Source organism: Photobacterium jeanii, from assembly GCF_001650345.1.
Taxonomy (GTDB): Bacteria; Pseudomonadota; Gammaproteobacteria; order Enterobacterales; family Vibrionaceae; genus Photobacterium; species Photobacterium jeanii.
Genome location: NZ_LVHF01000008.1, coordinates 1 through 19,382, shown reverse-complemented (window position 1 = coordinate 19,382; position 19,382 = coordinate 1). Strand labels below are relative to the sequence as shown.

Sequence of the window (19,382 nt, the reverse complement as noted above, 5' to 3'; positions counted from 1 at the left end):
TGGTGCCTCGAGGCGGAATCGAACCACCGACACGAGGATTTTCAATCCTCTGCTCTACCGACTGAGCTATCGAGGCAACGGAGCGCTATTAAACGGGTTTTAGGCCAAGTCGTCAACTGTTTTTTTTAGAAAAAACAGTAAATCGACTCGCTTGCTGGAATTTTGTCCATCGAGGTCGTAAAAGTTGGTTTTTTCAACTTTGTTTTCGATAACACCAGCCGAATACCTGGCAGTGATGGGGAGCGAAAAAGGTGGTTTTTATCTTTATCGCTCTCTTTGAATAGCCAAAATTCGCGGATTATTTGCCATTTTATCCGCGTTTACATTTTGCCTTGGTTAAACTCACGCTGGAAGTTGGTCACTTTTTGTAGGTAGCGACGTGCTTCTGCTTTCGGGTGCTTGTTGGTTAGCGCCCAATAAACTTGGTTCGGCTGCAGGCTGTTAAGATCGCGCATCGCACGTTTTCGATCGTTACGGTTAAATGTATTGAGTACCCCACCAGTCCCCCCGTTGTAAGCTGAAATCATGCTGTAGTGCAGGGTGGTTGGGTGTTTCACTTCGCGTAAGTAACGATTTTTTAATATGTAAAAGTAAGCTGTTCCGGTATCTATATTCTTTGCCGGATCAAACAAGTACTCAGGCGATGGGCGGCCTGGTTTCTTTTTCACCAGCTTAAAGACATCGGCCCCTGCGGTTTTGGGCACCACTTGCATCAAGCCGTACGCGTTGGCATGACTTACCGCATAAGGGTTAAAACTACTTTCGGTTTTGATGATGGCGTAGATCAGATCTTCTTTAATGCCGTAACGACGTGAAGCATCACGAACAATACTGGCGTATTTGTAGCTTCGTTTGTTGACGTGATCCGCCACCATAGGGATCTCAACGTACAGTGCTTGCTGAAAGCGGACCTTTTTCTTTTTGATCTTATTGGCAATCAAGTAATCGGCAAAGCGGTTGGCTCGCCACGACCATTCAACGGGCTTGCCATCGTGATCCATGACTTGACCAAACAAGAAAGGTTTACCACCAATGGTGACTTTTTGATCCGAGTACAAGTCGACCCCTGCCGGATCGTCAGGCGTTAAGAGAGTAGTAACAATCGCTTTTTTGAGGTGCTCTTTTGGGTTGGTTTTGGCAACCGTGCCAATAACAACCACCCCACGGTCGAAATCGACATGAGCACGGCTTTGGTAGCCATCGGTGTATTTCACATAGTGGTGCTTACTGGCGATCATATCGTCTTCACCCCAGTAGCGTTTTACCTCACCGCTGAACGAGTTGATCAGTTTATCCAGTGCCACTAAGTCTTTGGTGAACTGTCCTGGTAATGGCGCTAAGTTGTTGGCAAAGCGGTTAGTGGTGGTGTAATCCACATCATAAATCTTTTCAACAAACTCACGGCTACAGCCACTTAGCGCAAGTAGAGATAACAGAACTAAACGTTTTTTCATAACACCGACAGATAAAAAAATGACACCATTTATGTAGCGACAAATGATGTCATTTTCTGAACGGCACAGTAAGTCTTTTTCATTTTAATGATGACAAATCGTGACGCCCAATAGCTATATCGTCAAGATACCGCTGTTTTATTCGCTTGGTGGCGTATAGCCGTCGATCACCACGTCTTGCCCTTCAAACAGGAAGTTAACCATCTCTGTTTCAAGCAGTTTACGGTGCTCGGCATCCATCATGTTGAGCTTTTTCTCATTGATTAGCATGGTTTGTTTGCCTTGCCATTCAGCCCAAGCTTCTTTAGAGATGTTGTCGAAAATACGTTTGCCAAGCTCACCTGGGTACAGTTGGAAATCTAGACCATCCGCCTCTTTCTTTAGGCGAGCACAAAATACGGTACGGCTCATTGAGCGGCTCCTTCAGTTTACGTACGTAGCAGCAGCCCCTTTTATACCAGAGAGGCGAGGCGGCTGCCACCTGTGATAATCAGTACTTTTAGTGTGGTTTAACCTTGCTGTAATTGGTATTTCAGCCCTTCGAGGATCTGTTGTACTGGTGCCGCTAAGCCGATTTTTGGCGGCTGGGTCAGACTATACCATTGACCGCTTTCTCGGATTTCATCTGGCATGCGATCTAACGTGAAGTGCAGCGGCACAATATCTAAATGATAGTGGCTAAATGTATGGCGAAAGGCGGTAAGTTGCTCTTTGGCGATCACTTTTGCATTGGTTGGCAGTCGCTGTTTAAGTGTATCTTCTACTTGCTCGCTATCGTGCTGCGGGAAACACCATAGGCCGCCCCAAATGCCAACTTGAGGACGCTGCTCTAACCAAACTTGGTCGCCATGTTGCAAAATCACAAACCAAGTCTGTTTTTCGGGCATGGTTTTCTTCGGTTTCTTACCCGGAAAATCAGTTTGGCGACCTTGTGCTTTGGCTTGGCACTGAGACTCTACTGGGCATAGCTCGCATTTAGGTTTACTACGGGTGCAAATCATCGCCCCCATATCCATCATCGCTTGGTTATAGCGCTCGACACCTTCGCTTGGGGTATTGGTTTCAGCGATTTCCCACAATGCATTTTCAACTGCCTTTTTGCCCGGCCAGCCCTCAACAGCGTAGCAGCGTGACAAAGTGCGTTTGACGTTACCGTCTAAAATAGGGTGGTGCTGTTTGAGCGATAGCGATAATACCGCGCCTGCTGTTGAGCGTCCGATACCCGGTAAGGCTTGGACTTGATCGATATCGGTTGGGAACACGCCACTGTGTTCGTTGACGATAGCTTGGGCGGCTTTGTGTAAATTACGGGCGCGAGCGTAATAACCTAGCCCGGTCCATAAATGGAGCACTTCATCTTGCTCAGCGGCTGCTAAATCTTGCACGGTTGGGAAGCGTTCAAGAAAACGTTCGAAGTAAGGGATCACAGTTGCGACTTGGGTTTGTTGCAACATGATTTCACTTAACCATACTTTATAGGGCGTTTTTTCTAGCTGCCACGGTAAGGTTTTGCGACCGAACTTGTCATACCAAGTTAGGATCGCGTTAGAAAAGGCATTACTCACTGGACTCTACTTAGGCGTGTCTTGGCACGCTCTTATGTTCATTGGGCGGGTTTTCCCCACAAATATTGGCGAAGATTGCACCACAAAGTGTGTGATCTCGCAATTGGTATACGGGGTTAAAGTACGCAAACTTGTTCGAGTTTGATCATATCAAGCTTGCACTTGTGCCATATCTTTGGATAATGCCGTCGCTTAGATTTTATTCTTTACTAATTTCTTTTTGTTTCTCGTTTAGGTAATCCCATGAGTGAAGTTTCTAAAAAGTCAGGTGACGTAACACTGACTGAATACACTGAAGACGGCAAACTGGTTCGTAAGATCCGTAGTTTTGTTCGCCGTGAAGGTCGTTTAACCAAAGGCCAAGAGCAGGCGATGGACAACTACTGGCCGACAATGGGTGTAGACTTCGTTCAGGAAAAACTAGACTGGGAACAAGTGTACAACCGTCAAGCACCTGTCGTGCTTGAGATTGGTTTTGGTATGGGCGCATCGCTAGTTGAAATGGCGAAAAACGCACCAGAGAAAAACTTCATCGGTATCGAAGTACACAGCCCTGGTGTGGGTGCATGTCTGATGGCTGCGGGTGAAGCTGAGCTGACTAACCTTCGTGTAATGTGTCACGATGGCGTTGAAGTGTTCGATTACATGATCCCAGACGGTAGCCTAGACACAGTGCAACTGTTTTTCCCAGACCCATGGCACAAAGCGCGCCATCACAAACGTCGCATCGTACAACCAGAATTCGTTGAAATGGTGCGTAAGAAGCTTAAAATCGGCGGTGTTTTCCATATGGCAACAGACTGGGAAAATTACGCAGAGCACATGGTTGAAGTGATGAACGCTGCACCGGGTTACAAAAACACAGCAACAGATGGCGATTACATTCCTCGTCCGGAAGATCGTCCACTAACAAAATTTGAAGCACGCGGTCACCGCCTTGGTCACGGTGTGTGGGATATGAAGTTCGCGCGTACTGAATAACAGTTACCCTCGAATCCTTTTGTATTCTTTAAAAAGCCAACCTCGCGTTGGCTTTTTTGTCCTTTGGAGTTGATGAAATGAAACCAACAGAAGAGTTACTAGCAAGTATCCTCGATGAAGTCAGACCCTTGATTGGTCAAGGAAAAGTGGCGGATTACATCCCTGCTTTGGCTGAAGTGTCAGCGGATAAACTGGGTATTGCTGTGTGTTACAACGATGGGGAAATTATCCAATCGGGTGACAGTAACGAAGGGTTTTCGATTCAGTCGATTTCTAAGGTTCTCAGTCTTACGTTGGCGATGACGTTATACGAGCCAGAAGAGATCTGGAGTCGAGTAGGTAAAGAGCCATCAGGGCATGCGTTTAATTCGATGATCCAGTTGGAAATGGAAAGCGGTATTCCGCGTAATCCGTTTATCAATGCTGGCGCGCTGGTGGTATCTGATTTGCTACACAGCCGCTTGTCAGCGCCGCAATACCGCATGCTTGAGCTAGTACGTGAATTGGCGTGTAACCCGCATATTGTTTACGACAAAGCGGTAGCCAGCTCGGAGATGCAGCACAGTGATCGCAATGCTTCGATTGCTTATTTGATGCGTTCATTCGGCAACTTCGAAAACGAAGTAATGCCTGTGCTGACCAATTACTTCAGCTACTGCGCTCTCAAGATGAGTTGTGTTGATTTAGCGCGAACCTTCAACTACTTAGCAAATAAAGGACTTCCTTTAGGCGCAAAAAAAACCATTATCAGCCAGACTCAGAGTAAGCAAATGAATGCACTGCTTGCCACCTGTGGCTTGTACGATGGTGCTGGGGAGTTTGCTTACCGTGTTGGGATGCCGGGTAAATCGGGTGTGGGTGGCGGGATCATCGCTATCGTACCGGGTGAAATGACGATCTGTGTATGGTCGCCTGAGCTAGACCCATCCGGTAACTCATTGGCTGGTACTGCGGCACTGGAATTGCTGGCAGAACGTATTGGTCGTTCGATTTTTTAGGTGAATATTCGCTGATCGATAATTTGGCTTAATGCTGGTTACTGTCTTAGCGGGATTCACCTTGCGGTAAAAGGGAAACGCTATGACAGTAATGGCAACTAAGGTGGTTCAGACACATTGCTACAAAGCAGGACTGCGGATAGCCACAGTGTTGGCAATGGCTGTGGGGTTCAATAGCACCGCGTTGGCTTGTGAGCTGACTTGGCATAACCAAGTATCGATGGAGCAAGGTAAGCTAGCGCTGAATGATGGCGACAAAGCCTTTACTGTGGAAGCGAATGGTAAGTTGTATTTTGGTATTCACCGAGTGCAATTAACGCCTGAGCAGCAGCAAGTGCTGGCTGAATACCATCAACTGATCGCGAAACAGCCAGAGCTGGTAAGCACAGAGATGGATGCGAATGAAACCAGCAAGGCGACTGTCGATGTTTGCCAACAAGTGGCATTACGTCAGCAGCATGAGCAACAAATTCAATCGGCGATCCCAGCCTTAAAAGATTGGCGCACGGTGAGTTATTAAGTTTATCGCGTAGCAAACGGCGGACAAATAAAAACGCGAGTGGATAGCCACTCGCGTTTTTTTATTGCTTACAATACGAGAGGGTTAGTCCTCGTCATCTGCGACAAACGCCGCTAATAGATCGTTTAAGAACAGTTTTCCGTGTTCGGTGATCTGCCAGTAGTCGCCTTGGTCTTGAAGCATGTTTTGCGCAATCGCCCACTCAATTGGGGTCGCAATCGCGCTCAATGGTAAGCCAGTACGATCGATGAAGTCTTGTTTCGGACACGCTTCTAATAAGCGGAAGCGGTTCATGAAGAACTCAAACGGGCGATCTTCGGTCGCGATTTCCGTTTGCTGATCCAAATAAGGCTTGGTTGGGTTTAAGTAACCACGTGGGTGTTTTACTTTCACTGTTCGGACGATCCGACCATCGCTAAAGCTGATCTTGCCGTGCGAGCCACAACCTATGCCGAGGTAATCACCAAAGCGCCAATAGTTGAGGTTATGGCGACACTGAAAGCCCGGTTTGCTGTAGCCAGAGATCTCGTATTGTACGTAACCTGCTTCGCTCAGTAGCTTATGGCCTTGCTCGAAAATGTCCCACAGATTGTCGTCATCCGGTAGCGTTGGCGGCTTTGAGTAGAACAAGGTATTAGGCTCAATGGTGAGCTGATACCACGATAAATGCGGTGGATTTTGAGCAATGGCTTGCTGTAAATCGTACATCGCATCATCAAGGCTTTGATCGGGTAAGCCGTGCATCAAATCCAGATTGAAGCTGTTTAAGCCTGCGGCGGTCGCTAATTTAGCCGCGTTTTGGGCTTCACTACTGCCGTGAATACGCCCTAAGCGCGTGAGCTTTTCGTCTTGGAAGCTTTGAACTCCAATAGAAATGCGATTCACACCAACTTGGCGATAAGCATCAAAACGGCCTGCTTCGACAGTACCTGGGTTGGCTTCCATGGTGATTTCGATATCGGTACTAAACGGGATACGCGCTTCGATTTCACGTAGCAGACGACCGATTTCTGGTGGCGAAATTAAGCTTGGCGTACCACCACCGATGAAAATCGAATGGAGCTGACGCGACTGATCGTCAAGCTGATAAGCCGCTAGATCCGTTTCTAAGTCATCGATAAGTGCATCGATATAATCTAATTCAGGAATATCAGCTTTGAGCGCATGTGAGTTGAAATCACAGTACGGGCACTTTTGCACACACCACGGAATGTGAACATACAGGCTGAGCGGTGGTACTTGCATTAGGCGTCCTTTAGCGCAGCGAATAGCTGTTGCAGGGCTTTGCCACGGTGAGAAAGTTGCTTTTTACGCGCTGGCTCAAGCTCGGCTGATGCGCATTGGTCTTCTGGTACCCAAAATACCGGATCGTAGCCAAAGCCGTTATCACCGTGGGTTTCAGTTAGGATGCTACCTTCCCAGCTACCGTGACAAACCAGCGGTGTTGGATCGTTCTCGTGGCGCATCATCACCAATACACAGTGGAAGCGAGCTGTACGCTGCTCAGCAGGTACGTCTTTCATTGCTTCAAGTAGCTTAACGATATTTTGTTGATCGCTTGCGCCTTCACCTGCATAACGTGCAGAGTAAATACCCGGAGCACCTTTAAGGGCGTCCACTTCCAAACCTGAGTCATCAGCAATCGCGGGTAGGCCCGTTTCCTTTGCGGCATGGCGTGCTTTGATGATGGCATTTTCAATGAAGGTGGTGCCTGTTTCTGCCACTTCAGACACTTGGTAATCGCTTTGGGCAACAACGTCGAAACCAAAATCAGCCAGTAGGCTCGCCATTTCTTTTACTTTGCCTTGGTTGCCAGTGGCTAGCACAAGTTTGCTCATTACTTTTCCTCTGAAAATGCGATCGAAATAGAGGACAGAAGTGTACCTTCTTTAGTCTAGCGGGCAAAACAAAAAGGCGCCCATGATGGGCGCCTCGTAAATTGGGTTAGCTTGAGCTTGCTGGCTTAATCGACAAAGAAGGTTTGTTTAAAGTTGATATTGCCTTGAGTCCCGTTCTGGCTGACATCAATGTTGAATTTTAAGCTTTCTTCGTTGGCGTGGCTGATTTCAGCAATGTAGTAAATAGCGCTACCTTCGCGGATTTCACGAAACGACAAGCGCTTTTCATTACCCAGTAGATTACGTGCCGAGCCTGACAGTACCGCTGGAACGGCAGGTTTACCTTGCTGTGATTTATCGAGCACGGTGATATTCACCACCGCAGAGTAGCGGCTGCGCTGAATGCGATAGTTGCTGGCAATTTCTGGGGTAAGGAAAGTAGATGGAAAACTGGAGTAGTGCACTTCCAGATCACCAATATTCTTTAATTGTTCGGCTTGGGCAGGCAAGGCGCTGAACAACACAGCTGACAGCAATAAGATCAACTTCTTCATGACATTATCCTTTTGTTACTCACTATGGCTTGGCTGTTATTAAGGCGTATTACAGTTAATAAGACCTTAAATTCATAGTGGGTATTACAGCGACTCCTCTAAGTATAGAGGAGTCGCGGTTCCTTTCTTGCTTTCGTTTACGCCTCAGTAACCAGCGGCGCAACGTTATCTGGCATGGCTTTGGGGCTTTCAATACGAACTTGCTTATGACGCCCTTGCATGCCTTTTTCGATATTGACCTGACCTTTGGCAACCTTAAATTGTTTCGCCAAATACTTGGTCAAATGTGCGTTGGCTTTGCCATCGACGGGCGGCGCTGTAATGGCGATTTTTATTTCATCGCCATGCAGGCCCACAATTTGATCGCGGCTGGCTTTCGGCTGGATATAAAGCCGAATAATAAGATCATTGCCAGCGCGGGTTACAGCGGATTGGCTCATAGTTGGAACCAAATCTGACCGATCAAATCACCCATCAAGAAGTTAGCAAACTGGAGACCAATAAACAGCACCAATACACTGAGATCTAGACCGCCCATTGCAGGGATCACGCGGCGGATTGGCGCTGTTAGTGGTTCGGTAAGCTGGTGCATAACGTATTCGATTGGACTACGACCTTGGCTTACCCAGCTTAGGATTGCACGGATCAGAAGCACCCAGAACAGTAGACCACCAGCGGCTTTAAGCATTGCCAGTGCGCCAACCCAGAGGAAATCTGGCGTGAAGATCATATTGCCACCAGATACCACCAACTGAAGACTGATGAACTTCAGTACGCTCAGCACGTAAGCCAGCAGTACGGTGGCAAGATCCAGTGAACCAATGGATGGGATCACACGGCGTAGTGGGGCAACGATCGGTTGGGTGGCTTTCACGATAAATTGTGAAAACGGGTTGTAGAAATCGGCGCGAGCCCATTGCAGCCAAACCCTAAGGAGTACGACCATGATGTAAAGGTCGAACAGGGTGCTTAAAAGAAAAGCCATTGCATTCATATAGTAACCTTAAAATAGTTTTTCCATTTCTTCAGCGCGAGAGATCGCAGCGCGCATTGCTTTTGCTACTGTATCACTCAGCTGATGTTCGTTAAATGTGCGTAGTGCTTCGGCGGTAGTACCGCCTTTCGATGTCACTTGTTCACGTAGGGTTGAAAGTGCCACCTCAGGGTTTGCTTTCACCATTTCTGCTGCGCCCAATGCCGATTGTTGGATCAGCAAACGCGCGGTGTCAGCATCAAAGCCTTGTTTGATGGCTTCGGCTTGCATGGCTTCCATAAATAGGAAGAAGTACGCCGGTGCAGAGCCCGCCGCGGCAATCACAGCGTTGATACCCGCTTCTTGCTCAACCCAACACACTTCACCGACGGCTTGGAGCAGTTGCTCGGCAAAAGTTTTATCGCTGGCACTAACTTGTGATGACGCGAATAAACCGCTCATCCCCTTACCAATCAGCGAAGGTGTATTAGGCATCACGCGTACCAAGTTGAGTTCGCACGCTAGCATTTGATTAAGGCGTTCAACAGACACACCTGCCGCAATCGAAATCACCAACTTGTTACTAAAGTCGATACTTTGCAGCTTTTCGCACACCGACGCCATTAACTGCGGCTTAACTGCCAGCACAATCACATCAGCATGTTCAGCTGCGCGGAGGTTGTCATCGTCGGTATGAATGCCGTATTGACGTGCAAGTGGTTCACGGCGTTCCGGACTGGGCGCAGTGGCAGTGATCAAATCAGGTTGATAACCACTGGTAACTAAGCCAGCAATGATGGAGTGAGCCATATTACCGGCACCAATAAAGGTGATTGAGCGTTGTTCCATTAAAGAAGGCTCCTTGCCTGTTAAAACCTTACCGAATACATCTTATCTCTCATAGATGGGGGTAAGAGTGCTAATTTTCTAGGTGCATGCTTTTGGTCGCGTGTCACTGTGGTGTTGCTAATTAGGTATGGTCGAGGTGATCAAGCTTTGTTGCTGTAATCACGAGCACCGAAAATAGCGGTTCCTATACGCACTATAGTACTGCCAGCTGCAATCGCCGCATCCATATCACCACTCATTCCCATCGATAAGGTATCGAGTTGTGGGTGGTCGGCTTTGAGGGTGTTCATCGCCTCTGCCAATGCGTGAAAGGCCGCGAATTGACTATCGTAGTCGTTTGCTTTTTCTGGGATCGACATTAGGCCGCGCAGCTCGATATTGGGCATTTGAGCAATGTCAGCCGCCGCTTGTGGCAGCTCAGCAAAGATTAGCCCTGACTTGCTGGCTTCATTGCTGGTGTTTACTTGGAGTAGCACTTGCAGCGGCGCACTATTTGCTGGACGTTGTTCACTGAGGCGACGAGCGATCTTCACGCGGTCGATGGAGTGAACCCAGTCAAAGTGCTCGGCTATCGGGCGGGTTTTGTTGGATTGGATCGGACCAATGAAATGCCATTGCAGCGCTGCACTGTGGTCGGTGTCGCGGAAGTGTTGGACTTTTTCCACCCCTTCTTGGACATAGTTTTCGCCAAACGCGAAATGGCCAGCCTCGATTGCTTCTTGAATAGCGGCAATGGGTTTGGTTTTACTTACCGCCAGCAGTTGCACTGAATCGGCGTCTCGACCGCATTTTTCTGTTGCTGATGCGATCTGAGTGATGACCTGTTCAATATTTTGTTTGATACTACTCATAATTGATTCTGTGGGGAAAATTAATGGATATCACCGAACTACTGGACTTTAGTGTAAAGCATAATGCCTCGGATCTGCACCTTTCTGCAGGGGTTCCACCAATTATTCGTGTTGATGGTGATGTTCGTCAGCTAAGTTTGCCACCGCTGGAGCACGGTGAAGTGCATCGCTTGGTGTTCGACATCATGAACGATGCTCAACGTCGCGAATACGAAGAAAAATTGGAAGTGGATTTTTCGTTTGAATTGCCTGAGGTGGGGCGCTTTAGGGTCAATGCTTTTCATCAATCGCGCGGTAGTGCGGCGGTATTTCGTACCATCCCAATGGTGGTGCCAACCTTAGAATCACTCAATGTCCCTGATGTGTTTTACGACATTGCAAAATGCCCGCGTGGTTTGGTGTTGGTAACTGGGGCTACCGGCTCGGGTAAATCGACCACTCTGGCGGCGATGGTTGATTACATCAATAACAACTTCAATCGCCATATTTTGACGATTGAAGATCCGGTTGAATTTGTGCACCAAAGTAAACGTTGTTTGATCAACCAGCGTGAAGTTCACCGCGATACCCATAGTTTCCAAGCAGCACTGCGTTCGTCGTTACGTGAAGACCCTGATGTGATTTTGGTGGGGGAATTGCGTGATAAAGAAACCATTAGTTTGGCGCTGACAGCAGCTGAAACTGGGCACTTGGTGTTTGGTACTTTGCATACCAGCTCGGCGGCAAAAACGGTTGACCGTGTGATTGATGTATTCCCGGGTAACGATAAAGACATGGTGCGTTCGATGCTGTCTGAATCGCTACGAGCGGTGATTTCTCAAAACCTGCTGAAATGTACCAGTGGTGGTCGTGTTGCTGCGCACGAAATCATGATGGCGACGCCTGCGATCCGTAACTTGATCCGTGAAGATAAAGTGGCGCAGATGTTTTCGATGATCCAAACCGGTTCGGCATCTGGGATGTTGACCATGGAGCAGAGCGTTAAGATGCTGGTGGCACAAGGCTTGGTGGAAGCTGAAGAAGGGCGCCGTATTCTCGATACTAACAGTAATGTGTTCTAAGGCAGATAAATGGACTTACAAGCAATACTCAATCAAATGGTTGCCTGCAAGGCTTCGGATTTGTATATCACGGTAGATTCCCCGTGCTTGCTCAAGGTGGACGGGCAATTACAACCAGTGGGCGAGCGATTAGATCGCGCAGGGGTCGATGCACTGTTTGCTGAAGCGCTGGATGACAAGCTACAACACGAATTTGAGTCAACCCGTGAAGCCAACTTTGCGTTGGTACGCGGTGAGTTACGTTTTCGGGTTAGCGCCTTTTGGCAACGCGAATTACCGGGCATGGTCGTGCGCCGTATCGAAACCGAAATTCCTGATTTGACCGATTTATCGCTTCCGATTGATATGGAGCGGATGGCGTTAGCAAAACGTGGTTTGGTGTTAGTGGTCGGGGCGACTGGTTCGGGTAAATCGACTTCGATGGCGGCGATGACTGGCTTTCGTAATCGTCAGCGCAGCGGTCATATCCTAACGGTAGAAGATCCGATTGAGTTTGTACACAAGCACGATAAATGTATCGTTACCCAGCGCGAAGTGGGGCTTGATACCGAAAGCTACGAAGTGGCACTTAAAAACTCACTGCGCCAAGCGCCAGATGTAATTTTGATCGGTGAGATCCGTACGGCAGAAACGATGGAATACGCGATGAACTTTGCCGAAACCGGTCATTTGTGTATGGCTACATTACACGCCAATAACGCCAACCAAGCCCTTGAACGTATTTTGCATTTGGTACCGAAAGAGCGTCGTGATCAGTTCTTGTTTGATCTTTCCTTGAACTTGAAATGTGTATTGGCGCAGCAGTTGATCCCCGATGCGCATGGGGTTGGTCGTCATGCCGCATTTGAGTTGTTGATCAATACACCTAGGGTGGCAGATCTGATCCGCCGAGGTGAGCTACACGAAATTAAAGACACCATGGCAAAAGGCGCGGAATCAGGAATGATGACCTTTGACCAGTCGTTGTTTGAATTATTTAGTGCCGGCAAGATCACCGAGCAAGATGCACTTCACCATGCTGATTCAGCCAATGATCTGCGTTTAATGATCAAGAAAGGGGATAAATACCAGCAAGGTAATAGTAGTCTTGATGGGGTGACGGTGCGTTTAGATTAAAACCACAGTAAATAGTTTGTCATGAGCTAAAAGCTTTAGGCCACCAATAGGCCAATAGCTAATAAAGCTGGCTGAGAATATTAAGTCTCTATTTTATAGAGGCTTTTTTTATTGCTGCGATCTTTATGATCAGCTTGCGGAGCTTTTGAGCAATAATGATCAAAAAGCTGTACAAGCTGATCAAGCGAGAGAATACCTTGGCTGGTTTGATCTTAGATGTATGGCTGCTGATAATGTGTTGCTTTAGGCTGTCTTTTGCTCAAAAAGCTGATCGGGTGGTGGTATTTAGCGCAGTTGGTGGCAAAAGGAATGCTTGAAGAAATGAAAAAAGAAAAGGCGTGGCGGATATAAAAATAAACCGCAGGAAGGTGCCTGCGGTTGGATAGGGTTATTCACCGTATTGGCGTTCAAACCAACTTTCTAAGATCACGACGGCGGATTGTGAGTCGATATTTCCTTTGCTTAGCGAGCGGTAGCCACCTTGGCTAAACAGTGATGATTTGGCTTCAACCGTGGTTAAGCGTTCATCGTGAAGCTCCACTTGAGCGCCAAAGCGGCCGTGAAGGCGGTTGGCGAATTTTTTTGCTCGTGGGGTAATCGCTTCAAGCTCGTTACCTTCGAGATCGAGCGGTAAACCTACCACGAGTAAATCTGGTTGCCATTCTTTTAGGATCTTTTCGATATCATCCCAGTTAGGCACCCCATCACGGGCTTTCAGGGCTGCTAGCGGGTTCGCGCTGCCTGTGAGTTCTTGACCAATCGCCACACCGATACTTTTGGTGCCGTAGTCAAATGCTAATACAGTTCGAGAGTTACTCATGCATGTCCTTTATCAGCCGAAAGGTTGGCTGCATTGATGCCTAGTTTGGCGATGGCTTTATCCCAACGTTCATTGATTGGGGTATTAAACATAATGCTTGGGTCTGCTTCGCAGGTTAGCCAGTGGTTATCAACCAACTCTTGTTCCAGTTGTCCTGCATCCCAACCAGCATAACCGAGCGCGACCAAGAAGTTATCTGGGGTGGTATCTGTACCGAGAATGGCCAAGATATCTTTCGAGGTGGTGAGTTTGAGCGACGGTGTTACCTCAATGCTAGAACTAAAAGCACCATCGTGATTATGCAGCACAAACCCACGGTCATTAGAGACAGGTCCACCGCTTAATACGGGTTGCGATAAGCGTTTGGGTTGGGTGATTGCGTCTTCATCACGGTCAAGCTCTAACTGTTCAAGCATGCTGTCGACAGAAATATCGATAGGAAGATTAATCACAATTCCCATCGCACCTTCATCGTTGTGTTCACACAAATACACCACGCTACGCTTGAAGCTGGCGTCTTGTAATGAAGGCATGGCAATTAAAAAGTGATTTGTCAGATCCATTATGCAGGGGACCTCGATAGAGGGTTATTGTCTTGCTGTAAGTATGCCGATGATCCGACGAGCTGTCGATATTCGCTCTAACGCACCATTGGTAGATAAGAGCCACCTCACCTGCGATAAATGCACATGGTGAGGTGGACAGTGAGCGATTAACCGTTAATACGGCGCTCGATTGCATCCATTAGCTTGCCAGTGATTGAAATATCAAAAGCCGCTTCGATTTCACGAATACAAGTTGGGCTGGTCACATTGATTTCAGTTAGCTTGTCGCCAATGACGTCAAGACCAACAAAAATTAACCCTTTTTCTTTTAGCACTGGCGCAACGGTTTCGGCAATCTTACGGTCGGTTTCGCTGATTGGACGAGCTTCACCACGACCACCCGCCGCCAAGTTACCGCGTGTTTCACCTTTCGCAGGGATACGCGCTAAGCAGTACGGCATTGGTTCACCGTCAACCACCAAAATACGCTTATCACCATTGCTGATGTCTGGCACGAAAGTTTGTGCCATGCAGTAGTTCTGACCCATGTTCGTCAGGGTTTCGATGATCACGGATACATTTGGGTCGCCTTTCATAACGCGGAAGATCGATGAACCACCCATACCGTCAAGCGGTTTTAAGATCACGTCACCGTGCTCTTGGTGGAAGGCTTTGATCTTGTCGGCACGACGGGTCACCATGGTGGTTGGCGTTAGCTCTGGGAACCAAGCGGTGAACAGCTTTTCGTTACAATCGCGCAGGCTTTGCGGTTTGTTAACGATAAGCGCACCTTCTTCTTCGGCACGCTCAAGGATGTAAGTTGCGTAGATGTATTCAGTATCAAAAGGAGGATCTTTACGCATCAATACCGCATCGAGATCGGCAAGGGCGATCTCTTGCTCGCTTTGGAATTCAAACCAACCGTTAGGATCTTCTTGAAGGGTAACCACACGCGTACGCGCGACAGCTTTTCCTTGCTCAAGGGATAGGTCGTTCATTTCCATGTAATGAATTTCCCAACCACGGCGCTGAGCTTCCATCATCATGGCAAAGCTGGAGTCTTTTTTAATATTGATAGACTCGATTGGGTCCATCACGATACCCAGTTTGATCATTGGTATTTTCCTCTTAATTTAGCCCAGATCGCCAAAGCGAACTTGTAATGCAGTAATCGCTGTCATCGCTGTGGTTTCGGTACGCAGCACACGTGGGCCTAATAAAACTTCTTCGAATTTGTATTGCTCTGTCATGCCAATTTCTTCTGCTGACAGACCGCCTTCAGGGCCGATCAGTAGTTTCACTTTGGTTACTGGCTCTGGCAGGGTATTAATCGAGTAGGTCGCACGTGGGTGCAGGTTTAATTTAAGGCCGTCATACTCTTCTTCACACCAGTCTTCCAGTTTCATCACTGGGCGAATTTCAGGTACAACGTTACGACCGCATTGCTCACAGGCCGCGATAGCGATTTTTTGCCATTGCGCCAGTTTCTTCTCGAAACGTTCTGCGTTGAGTTTGACGCCGCAGCGCTCAGACAGCAATGGAGTGATAGTGTTAACACCTAACTCGACTGACTTCTGAATGGTGAATTCCATTTTTTCACCGCGTGAGATCACCTGACCTAAATGGATATCTAGCGGTGATTCAACACTGTTCTCATGGCGGGCTTGAATTTCTACTTCAACGCTTTTTTTGCTGGCAGTAGTGATCACTGCTGGAAATTCAGCATTGCTGCCGTCAAACATTAGTACTTCTTGGCCCACTTGCATGCGCATAACGCGCCCAACGTGGTTAGCGGCGTCATCACACAACATGACTTTGCCTTGCGCAGGAAGTAGCTCTGGGTGGTAAATACGTGGAATTCTCATGGTTAGGTCGAAAACTCATTCAATAAAATTAGCTAGCAGAATACTAACATGGATGCGGGGGATGCCAATTACAAGAGGGCGATAGTTTTATCACCCTCTTATGTTGCTGTGGTTTGGGTCTAAATATGAAGGTAGCGAATTACAACTTCGCTTGCTGACACGCTTTCAACACAAATTCGTTGTGGTTGCCTTGGACTTTTTTGATCCGGCGGTCGCGTTCACATTCCCACTGGTCTACTGGGTATTGGCGGTTCCATGCTTCCATTAATTGGCGCTGTTGACGTGACAAGTTTAGCTCACGGTATTCTTGGGCCATGTAAAGGTAGATACGAGCGATGGCACCTCGTGATTGGGCGGGTGGATCGGCTCGTTTGTTCTTGAAATCGACCTTCATGTCACACTGACCATAAAAGGCACCTTTGTTGCCATTCCATGGCAGGAATTGGTAGTTAGCGCGGTCACCGTTAACTTCACCAATTGCCGGAGTGAGATTATGCAGATCCGACTCCATCACCTTAAAGCGTTTGTCTTTGCGGCAGTTCTTGCGACCGCCTTCTTGCCAGCATTGCAGTTGGTGACCAAATTGCCACGCAGGCACGACGTGTTCCCATTCAATTCGACTGGCGCGTTTTTGTTGCTTACGGATTTGGTAGCCGCAATTGTCGAGATCGGGGACCCCTTTTTTGCCTTTCCAGTTGATATCACACCCGCAGTAAAAACTGACCGGATGATCTTGATAGATTTTAACGGCGAATTTTTTCGCTTGGGAAAAGGAGCTTGGGTGCTTGCCATCGGCGTGACTGGTGGCAGGCAATAATAAGAAGCCAAATAAGGCGATGAGCGCAGGTTTCATGAATTCAGTGAAGTCTCAAGTGTGGGTGCATTGCTTGCAATATAGGCTAGAAGCATACCACATCTTGCTGAATTGATGATTTTCGCAGTTACATTTGACTGTAACGAAGCTCTAATTTTTGACGGCTAGAAATTATCGGTGTGATCAGTTGGCGACGGCAATGAGCGGTTGGCGACATTGGCGGCAATGGTATTGTGCTTGCCCGCGCACGACTTTGTTATGACGACGAATAGTGAGTTGATGCTGGCTACATTGACATTGGTAGGTGAAGGTTTTGCCTTGAACTGAGCCAATATCAAAACTGTGGGTGGTGCGAGCAGGAACACCAAATACGCGCACCATAATGGTTTGCCATTCCTTACCGTGTGGGCGCACTTTGCCAAACAGCTTAAATGTCACTAGATGCGCGACTTCGTGGGCGACCACTTCATCTAAAAACGCCTGCGGGTTTTCTGCTAATAGCACAGGGTTAAAACGCACTTCCCAGCTTTGTAACCGTGCACTACCTGCAATTTTGCCTCGTTGGTTAAAGCGGATTGTCGGGACTGTAAATCGCTTATTGAGGGTGTGATTGGCCTGTTGGATACAGTGTTCAACTTTGGCAATAACTTGGGCTTGCAGTGCTGACATGGATTGCTTTGCGTGGCTGGTGGAGTAGGGGAAGTATAAAGAGTTTGTTCAGAGCCGACAAACAATGGCGAAAGAGTGCTGTTTGTCTTTGGCTTCAGGTTTTCCTCCTTTTAAGGTGGAATTAGGGGGCTAGCTCAATAAAAAAGGAAGCCGAAGCTTCCTTTTATTACCACATGACTCGCAGTCTCTATGGTCTAGCGCCACAGCAAACTTATTTGATGTTTGCGAACTCGCGAAGTGCTGCGGCTTTATCGGTTTTTTCCCAAGGGAATTCTTCACGACCGAAGTGACCGTAAGCGGCAGTTTTCTTGTAGATAGGTTGTAGCAGGTTAAGCATTTCTTGTAGGCCGTATGGGCGTAGGTCGAAGTGCTGACGTACTGCTTCAACAATGATGTCGTGAGAAACTTTTTCAGTACCGAAAGTTTCAACCATGATAGATGTTGGATCTGCAACACCGATAGCGTAAGACAGTTGGATTTCACAACGGTCAGCCATACCAGCAGCAACGATGTTTTTCGCTACGTAGCGTGCTGCGTAAGCGGCTGAACGGTCAACTTTTGATGGATCTTTACCAGAGAAAGCACCACCACCGTGACGTGCTGCACCGCCGTAGGTATCTACGATAATTTTACGACCAGTTAGACCACAGTCACCCATAGGACCACCGATTACGAAACGGCCGGTTGGGTTGATGAAGAAATCAGTGTCTTTGTTGATCCACTCTTGAGGAAGTACTGGCTTGATGATGGTTTCCATCACAGCTTCACGTAGATCCGGCGTTGAGATTGAGTCACAGTGTTGAGTCGAAAGTACAACTGCGTCGATACCAACGATTTTGCCTTGGTCGTATTGGAAAGTTACCTGAGATTTTGCATCAGGACGCAACCAAGGTAGGGTGCCGTTCTTACGCACTTCCGCTTGTTTTTGTACTAGGCGGTGAGAGTAAGTGATCGGCGCTGGCATTAGAATGTCAGTTTCGTTAGTCGCGTAACCGAACATGATACCTTGGTCACCGGCACCTTGTTCTTTAGGGTCAGCTTTATCAACACCTTGGTTGATGTCTGGCGACTGCTTACCGATAGTGTTTAGAACAGCACAAGAATTAGCGTCAAAACCCATGTCAGAGTGTACGTAACCAATTTCACGAACGGTTTCACGCGTTAGCTCTTCGATATCTACCCATGCAGATGTCGTGATCTCACCGCCAACCATTACCATGCCGGTTTTTACGTAGGTTTCACAAGCAACACGTGCTTTTGGGTCTTGCTCTAGGATCGCATCCAATACTGCATCAGAAATTTGGTCTGCAATTTTATCTGGATGGCCTTCAGAAACAGACTCAGAAGTAAACAGGTGCTTTGCCATGGAAATTCTCACTTCTTGGTATTCATTCAATAAATGTAAGCAGCAACTTTATGCGGATAATTCGCCGCACCATTCATACGGATATACGTTTGTATGTATAGGAGTACTTACGTCTGGACGTCTATAATACGGGAAGCATGGCGAAAATCAACATTACATCTTGTATGGTTTCTTGTTTACCTGAACGCAATCGTTTACTTAACTGTGCGAAAAATCTGCGTTTTTGTGACACATTGCTAGCAGCTTATTGAAAACAGACTTATTTTGTTCAGGAAATCGTTTGCAGTCAGGGGGAATACTTTGCGACAATACCCGCCCGCCGATTCCCGGTTCCTTTACTACCCCCTGAGAAACAGGTGGCACATAAGGTAAAGAGCCCTACTAAATAGTCTACGAACCTCTGGAGCAGACATGTCTTCTCGTAACCTTCTTTCTAATAAAGAGCTGGCTAATGCAATCCGCGCGCTAAGCATGGACGGTGTTCAACAAGCTAACTCAGGTCACCCTGGTGCGCCAATGGGTATGGCTGATATCGCTGAAGTA

The 19,382-nt window shown here is 47.6% G+C and carries 23 protein-coding genes and 1 tRNA gene; 6 read left to right on the top strand and 18 right to left on the bottom strand.

The window, feature by feature from the left end; genetic code table 11:
- The 4 genes from A3K86_RS00205 to mutY all read right to left on the bottom strand — a co-directional run bounded on the left by A3K86_RS00205 (window position 1) and on the right by mutY (window position 3,019).
- A tRNA-Phe gene (locus tag A3K86_RS00205) sits at window positions 1-76 on the bottom strand.
- Window positions 77-320: 244 nt separating this feature from the next.
- On the bottom strand, window positions 321-1,454 hold the full coding sequence (mltC, locus tag A3K86_RS00200) for a membrane-bound lytic murein transglycosylase MltC (RefSeq protein ID WP_068325855.1): 1,134 nt from the start codon (window positions 1,452-1,454) through the stop codon (window positions 321-323).
- Window positions 1,455-1,592: 138 nt separating this feature from the next.
- Window positions 1,593-1,865 (bottom strand): oxidative damage protection protein, encoded by a 273-nt coding sequence (locus tag A3K86_RS00195; RefSeq protein WP_068325853.1) that lies wholly within the window; start codon window positions 1,863-1,865, stop codon window positions 1,593-1,595.
- Window positions 1,866-1,963: 98 nt separating this feature from the next.
- A complete protein-coding gene (mutY, locus tag A3K86_RS00190; RefSeq protein ID WP_068325850.1) occupies window positions 1,964-3,019 on the bottom strand; it encodes an A/G-specific adenine glycosylase in 1,056 nt (351 codons plus the stop codon).
- Between the two features lie 243 nt (window positions 3,020-3,262).
- Between mutY and trmB the strand changes: the two genes are divergently transcribed.
- The 3 genes from trmB (at window position 3,263) to A3K86_RS00175 (ending at window position 5,518) form a co-directional block, all read left to right on the top strand.
- Window positions 3,263-4,000 (top strand): tRNA (guanosine(46)-N7)-methyltransferase TrmB, encoded by a 738-nt coding sequence (gene trmB / locus A3K86_RS00185; protein ID WP_068325840.1) that lies wholly within the window; start codon window positions 3,263-3,265, stop codon window positions 3,998-4,000.
- A gap of 77 nt (window positions 4,001-4,077) precedes the next feature.
- Window positions 4,078-4,998, top strand: a complete 921-nt coding sequence (gene glsB, locus A3K86_RS00180; protein ID WP_068325835.1) for a glutaminase B — start codon at window positions 4,078-4,080, stop codon at window positions 4,996-4,998.
- 82 nt (window positions 4,999-5,080) lie between these two features.
- Window positions 5,081-5,518, top strand: a complete 438-nt coding sequence (locus tag A3K86_RS00175) for a YggN family protein (protein ID WP_068325834.1) — start codon at window positions 5,081-5,083, stop codon at window positions 5,516-5,518.
- An 84-nt stretch (window positions 5,519-5,602) separates the two neighbouring features.
- Here A3K86_RS00175 and hemW read toward each other — a convergent pair whose 3' ends face one another.
- The 7 genes from hemW to A3K86_RS00140 form a co-directional block, all read right to left on the bottom strand.
- Window positions 5,603-6,763, bottom strand: a complete 1,161-nt coding sequence (gene hemW, locus A3K86_RS00170; RefSeq protein ID WP_068325833.1) for a radical SAM family heme chaperone HemW — start codon at window positions 6,761-6,763, stop codon at window positions 5,603-5,605.
- Window positions 6,763-7,356 (bottom strand): XTP/dITP diphosphatase, encoded by a 594-nt coding sequence (locus A3K86_RS00165; protein WP_068325832.1) that lies wholly within the window; start codon window positions 7,354-7,356, stop codon window positions 6,763-6,765. Before A3K86_RS00165 ends, hemW begins: the two co-directional genes overlap by 1 nt.
- Window positions 7,357-7,481: 125 nt before the next feature.
- A complete protein-coding gene (locus tag A3K86_RS00160) occupies window positions 7,482-7,910 on the bottom strand; it encodes a DUF4426 domain-containing protein (RefSeq protein WP_068325830.1) in 429 nt (142 codons plus the stop codon).
- Window positions 7,911-8,047: 137 nt separating this feature from the next.
- The gene (yggU, locus tag A3K86_RS00155) at window positions 8,048-8,350 is read right to left on the bottom strand and encodes a DUF167 family protein YggU (RefSeq protein WP_068325828.1); all 303 of its coding nucleotides are present in this window, start codon (window positions 8,348-8,350) and stop codon (window positions 8,048-8,050) included.
- A complete protein-coding gene (locus A3K86_RS00150) occupies window positions 8,347-8,904 on the bottom strand; it encodes a YggT family protein (protein ID WP_068325825.1) in 558 nt (185 codons plus the stop codon). Before A3K86_RS00150 ends, yggU begins: the two co-directional genes overlap by 4 nt.
- A 9-nt stretch (window positions 8,905-8,913) precedes the next feature.
- Window positions 8,914-9,732 carry a pyrroline-5-carboxylate reductase gene (gene proC / locus A3K86_RS00145; RefSeq protein WP_068325824.1) on the bottom strand — a complete coding sequence of 273 codons (819 nt, stop codon included), beginning with the start codon at window positions 9,730-9,732 and terminating at the stop codon, window positions 8,914-8,916.
- A 140-nt stretch (window positions 9,733-9,872) separates the two neighbouring features.
- A complete protein-coding gene (locus A3K86_RS00140; protein WP_068325823.1) occupies window positions 9,873-10,583 on the bottom strand; it encodes a YggS family pyridoxal phosphate-dependent enzyme in 711 nt (236 codons plus the stop codon).
- A gap of 23 nt (window positions 10,584-10,606) precedes the next feature.
- Here A3K86_RS00140 and A3K86_RS00135 point away from each other — a divergent pair, with 23 nt between their 5' ends.
- Both A3K86_RS00135 and A3K86_RS00130 read left to right on the top strand, forming a co-directional pair.
- Window positions 10,607-11,644, top strand: coding sequence for a type IV pilus twitching motility protein PilT (locus A3K86_RS00135; protein ID WP_068325822.1), 1,038 nt, complete (start codon window positions 10,607-10,609; stop codon window positions 11,642-11,644).
- Window positions 11,645-11,653: 9 nt separating this feature from the next.
- A complete protein-coding gene (locus A3K86_RS00130) occupies window positions 11,654-12,760 on the top strand; it encodes a PilT/PilU family type 4a pilus ATPase (RefSeq protein ID WP_068325821.1) in 1,107 nt (368 codons plus the stop codon).
- Window positions 12,761-13,148: 388 nt separating this feature from the next.
- On the opposite strand, the gene ruvX is transcribed toward A3K86_RS00130, so the two are convergent.
- The 7 genes from ruvX to metK form a co-directional block, all read right to left on the bottom strand.
- Complete coding sequence (gene ruvX / locus A3K86_RS00125; protein WP_068325819.1) at window positions 13,149-13,580, bottom strand: Holliday junction resolvase RuvX; 432 nt, start codon at window positions 13,578-13,580, stop codon at window positions 13,149-13,151.
- Entirely contained in the window at window positions 13,577-14,143 is a 567-nt protein-coding gene (locus tag A3K86_RS00120) for a YqgE/AlgH family protein (RefSeq protein WP_068325818.1), read from the bottom strand. Before A3K86_RS00120 ends, ruvX begins: the two co-directional genes overlap by 4 nt.
- 149 nt (window positions 14,144-14,292) lie before the next feature.
- Window positions 14,293-15,240 (bottom strand): glutathione synthase, encoded by a 948-nt coding sequence (gshB, locus tag A3K86_RS00115; protein ID WP_068325817.1) that lies wholly within the window; start codon window positions 15,238-15,240, stop codon window positions 14,293-14,295.
- Between the two features lie 18 nt (window positions 15,241-15,258).
- Entirely contained in the window at window positions 15,259-15,990 is a 732-nt protein-coding gene (gene rsmE / locus A3K86_RS00110) for a 16S rRNA (uracil(1498)-N(3))-methyltransferase (protein WP_068325816.1), read from the bottom strand.
- 139 nt (window positions 15,991-16,129) lie between these two features.
- A complete protein-coding gene (gene endA, locus A3K86_RS00105) occupies window positions 16,130-16,843 on the bottom strand; it encodes a deoxyribonuclease I (RefSeq protein ID WP_068325815.1) in 714 nt (237 codons plus the stop codon).
- Between the two features lie 144 nt (window positions 16,844-16,987).
- Entirely contained in the window at window positions 16,988-17,473 is a 486-nt protein-coding gene (locus A3K86_RS00100) for a SprT family zinc-dependent metalloprotease (RefSeq protein WP_068325812.1), read from the bottom strand.
- Window positions 17,474-17,684: 211 nt separating this feature from the next.
- Window positions 17,685-18,839 (bottom strand): methionine adenosyltransferase, encoded by a 1,155-nt coding sequence (gene metK, locus A3K86_RS00095; protein ID WP_068325806.1) that lies wholly within the window; start codon window positions 18,837-18,839, stop codon window positions 17,685-17,687.
- A 411-nt stretch (window positions 18,840-19,250) separates the two neighbouring features.
- Here metK and A3K86_RS22400 point away from each other — a divergent pair.
- On the top strand, window positions 19,251-19,382 hold a 132-nt coding region (locus tag A3K86_RS22400), incomplete at its 3' end, for a hypothetical protein (RefSeq protein WP_157599457.1).

Excerpts from the sequence above, each read along its gene's own strand:
- trmB (WP_068325840.1), top strand. The coding sequence starts at position 3,263 with ATGAGTGAAGTTTCTAAAAAGTCAGGTGACGTAACACTGACTGAATAC.
- A3K86_RS00175 (WP_068325834.1), top strand. The coding sequence starts at position 5,081 with ATGACAGTAATGGCAACTAAGGTGGTTCAGACACATTGCTACAAAGCA.
- A3K86_RS00140 (WP_068325823.1), bottom strand. The coding sequence starts at position 10,583 with ATGAGTAGTATCAAACAAAATATTGAACAGGTCATCACTCAGATCGCA.
- A3K86_RS00150 (WP_068325825.1), bottom strand. The coding sequence starts at position 8,904 with ATGAATGCAATGGCTTTTCTTTTAAGCACCCTGTTCGACCTTTACATC.
- proC (WP_068325824.1), bottom strand. The coding sequence starts at position 9,732 with ATGGAACAACGCTCAATCACCTTTATTGGTGCCGGTAATATGGCTCAC.
- yggU (WP_068325828.1), bottom strand. The coding sequence starts at position 8,350 with ATGAGCCAATCCGCTGTAACCCGCGCTGGCAATGATCTTATTATTCGG.
- metK (WP_068325806.1), bottom strand. The coding sequence starts at position 18,839 with ATGGCAAAGCACCTGTTTACTTCTGAGTCTGTTTCTGAAGGCCATCCA.
- endA (WP_068325815.1), bottom strand. The coding sequence starts at position 16,843 with ATGAAACCTGCGCTCATCGCCTTATTTGGCTTCTTATTATTGCCTGCC.
- A3K86_RS00160 (WP_068325830.1), bottom strand. The coding sequence starts at position 7,910 with ATGAAGAAGTTGATCTTATTGCTGTCAGCTGTGTTGTTCAGCGCCTTG.
- mltC (WP_068325855.1), bottom strand. The coding sequence starts at position 1,454 with ATGAAAAAACGTTTAGTTCTGTTATCTCTACTTGCGCTAAGTGGCTGT.
- A3K86_RS00135 (WP_068325822.1), top strand. The coding sequence starts at position 10,607 with ATGGATATCACCGAACTACTGGACTTTAGTGTAAAGCATAATGCCTCG.
- hemW (WP_068325833.1), bottom strand. The coding sequence starts at position 6,763 with ATGCAAGTACCACCGCTCAGCCTGTATGTTCACATTCCGTGGTGTGTG.
- A3K86_RS00120 (WP_068325818.1), bottom strand. The coding sequence starts at position 14,143 with ATGGATCTGACAAATCACTTTTTAATTGCCATGCCTTCATTACAAGAC.
- A3K86_RS00130 (WP_068325821.1), top strand. The coding sequence starts at position 11,654 with ATGGACTTACAAGCAATACTCAATCAAATGGTTGCCTGCAAGGCTTCG.
- ruvX (WP_068325819.1), bottom strand. The coding sequence starts at position 13,580 with ATGAGTAACTCTCGAACTGTATTAGCATTTGACTACGGCACCAAAAGT.
- A3K86_RS00100 (WP_068325812.1), bottom strand. The coding sequence starts at position 17,473 with ATGTCAGCACTGCAAGCCCAAGTTATTGCCAAAGTTGAACACTGTATC.
- A3K86_RS00195 (WP_068325853.1), bottom strand. The coding sequence starts at position 1,865 with ATGAGCCGTACCGTATTTTGTGCTCGCCTAAAGAAAGAGGCGGATGGT.
- glsB (WP_068325835.1), top strand. The coding sequence starts at position 4,078 with ATGAAACCAACAGAAGAGTTACTAGCAAGTATCCTCGATGAAGTCAGA.
- A3K86_RS00165 (WP_068325832.1), bottom strand. The coding sequence starts at position 7,356 with ATGAGCAAACTTGTGCTAGCCACTGGCAACCAAGGCAAAGTAAAAGAA.
- rsmE (WP_068325816.1), bottom strand. The coding sequence starts at position 15,990 with ATGAGAATTCCACGTATTTACCACCCAGAGCTACTTCCTGCGCAAGGC.
- gshB (WP_068325817.1), bottom strand. The coding sequence starts at position 15,240 with ATGATCAAACTGGGTATCGTGATGGACCCAATCGAGTCTATCAATATT.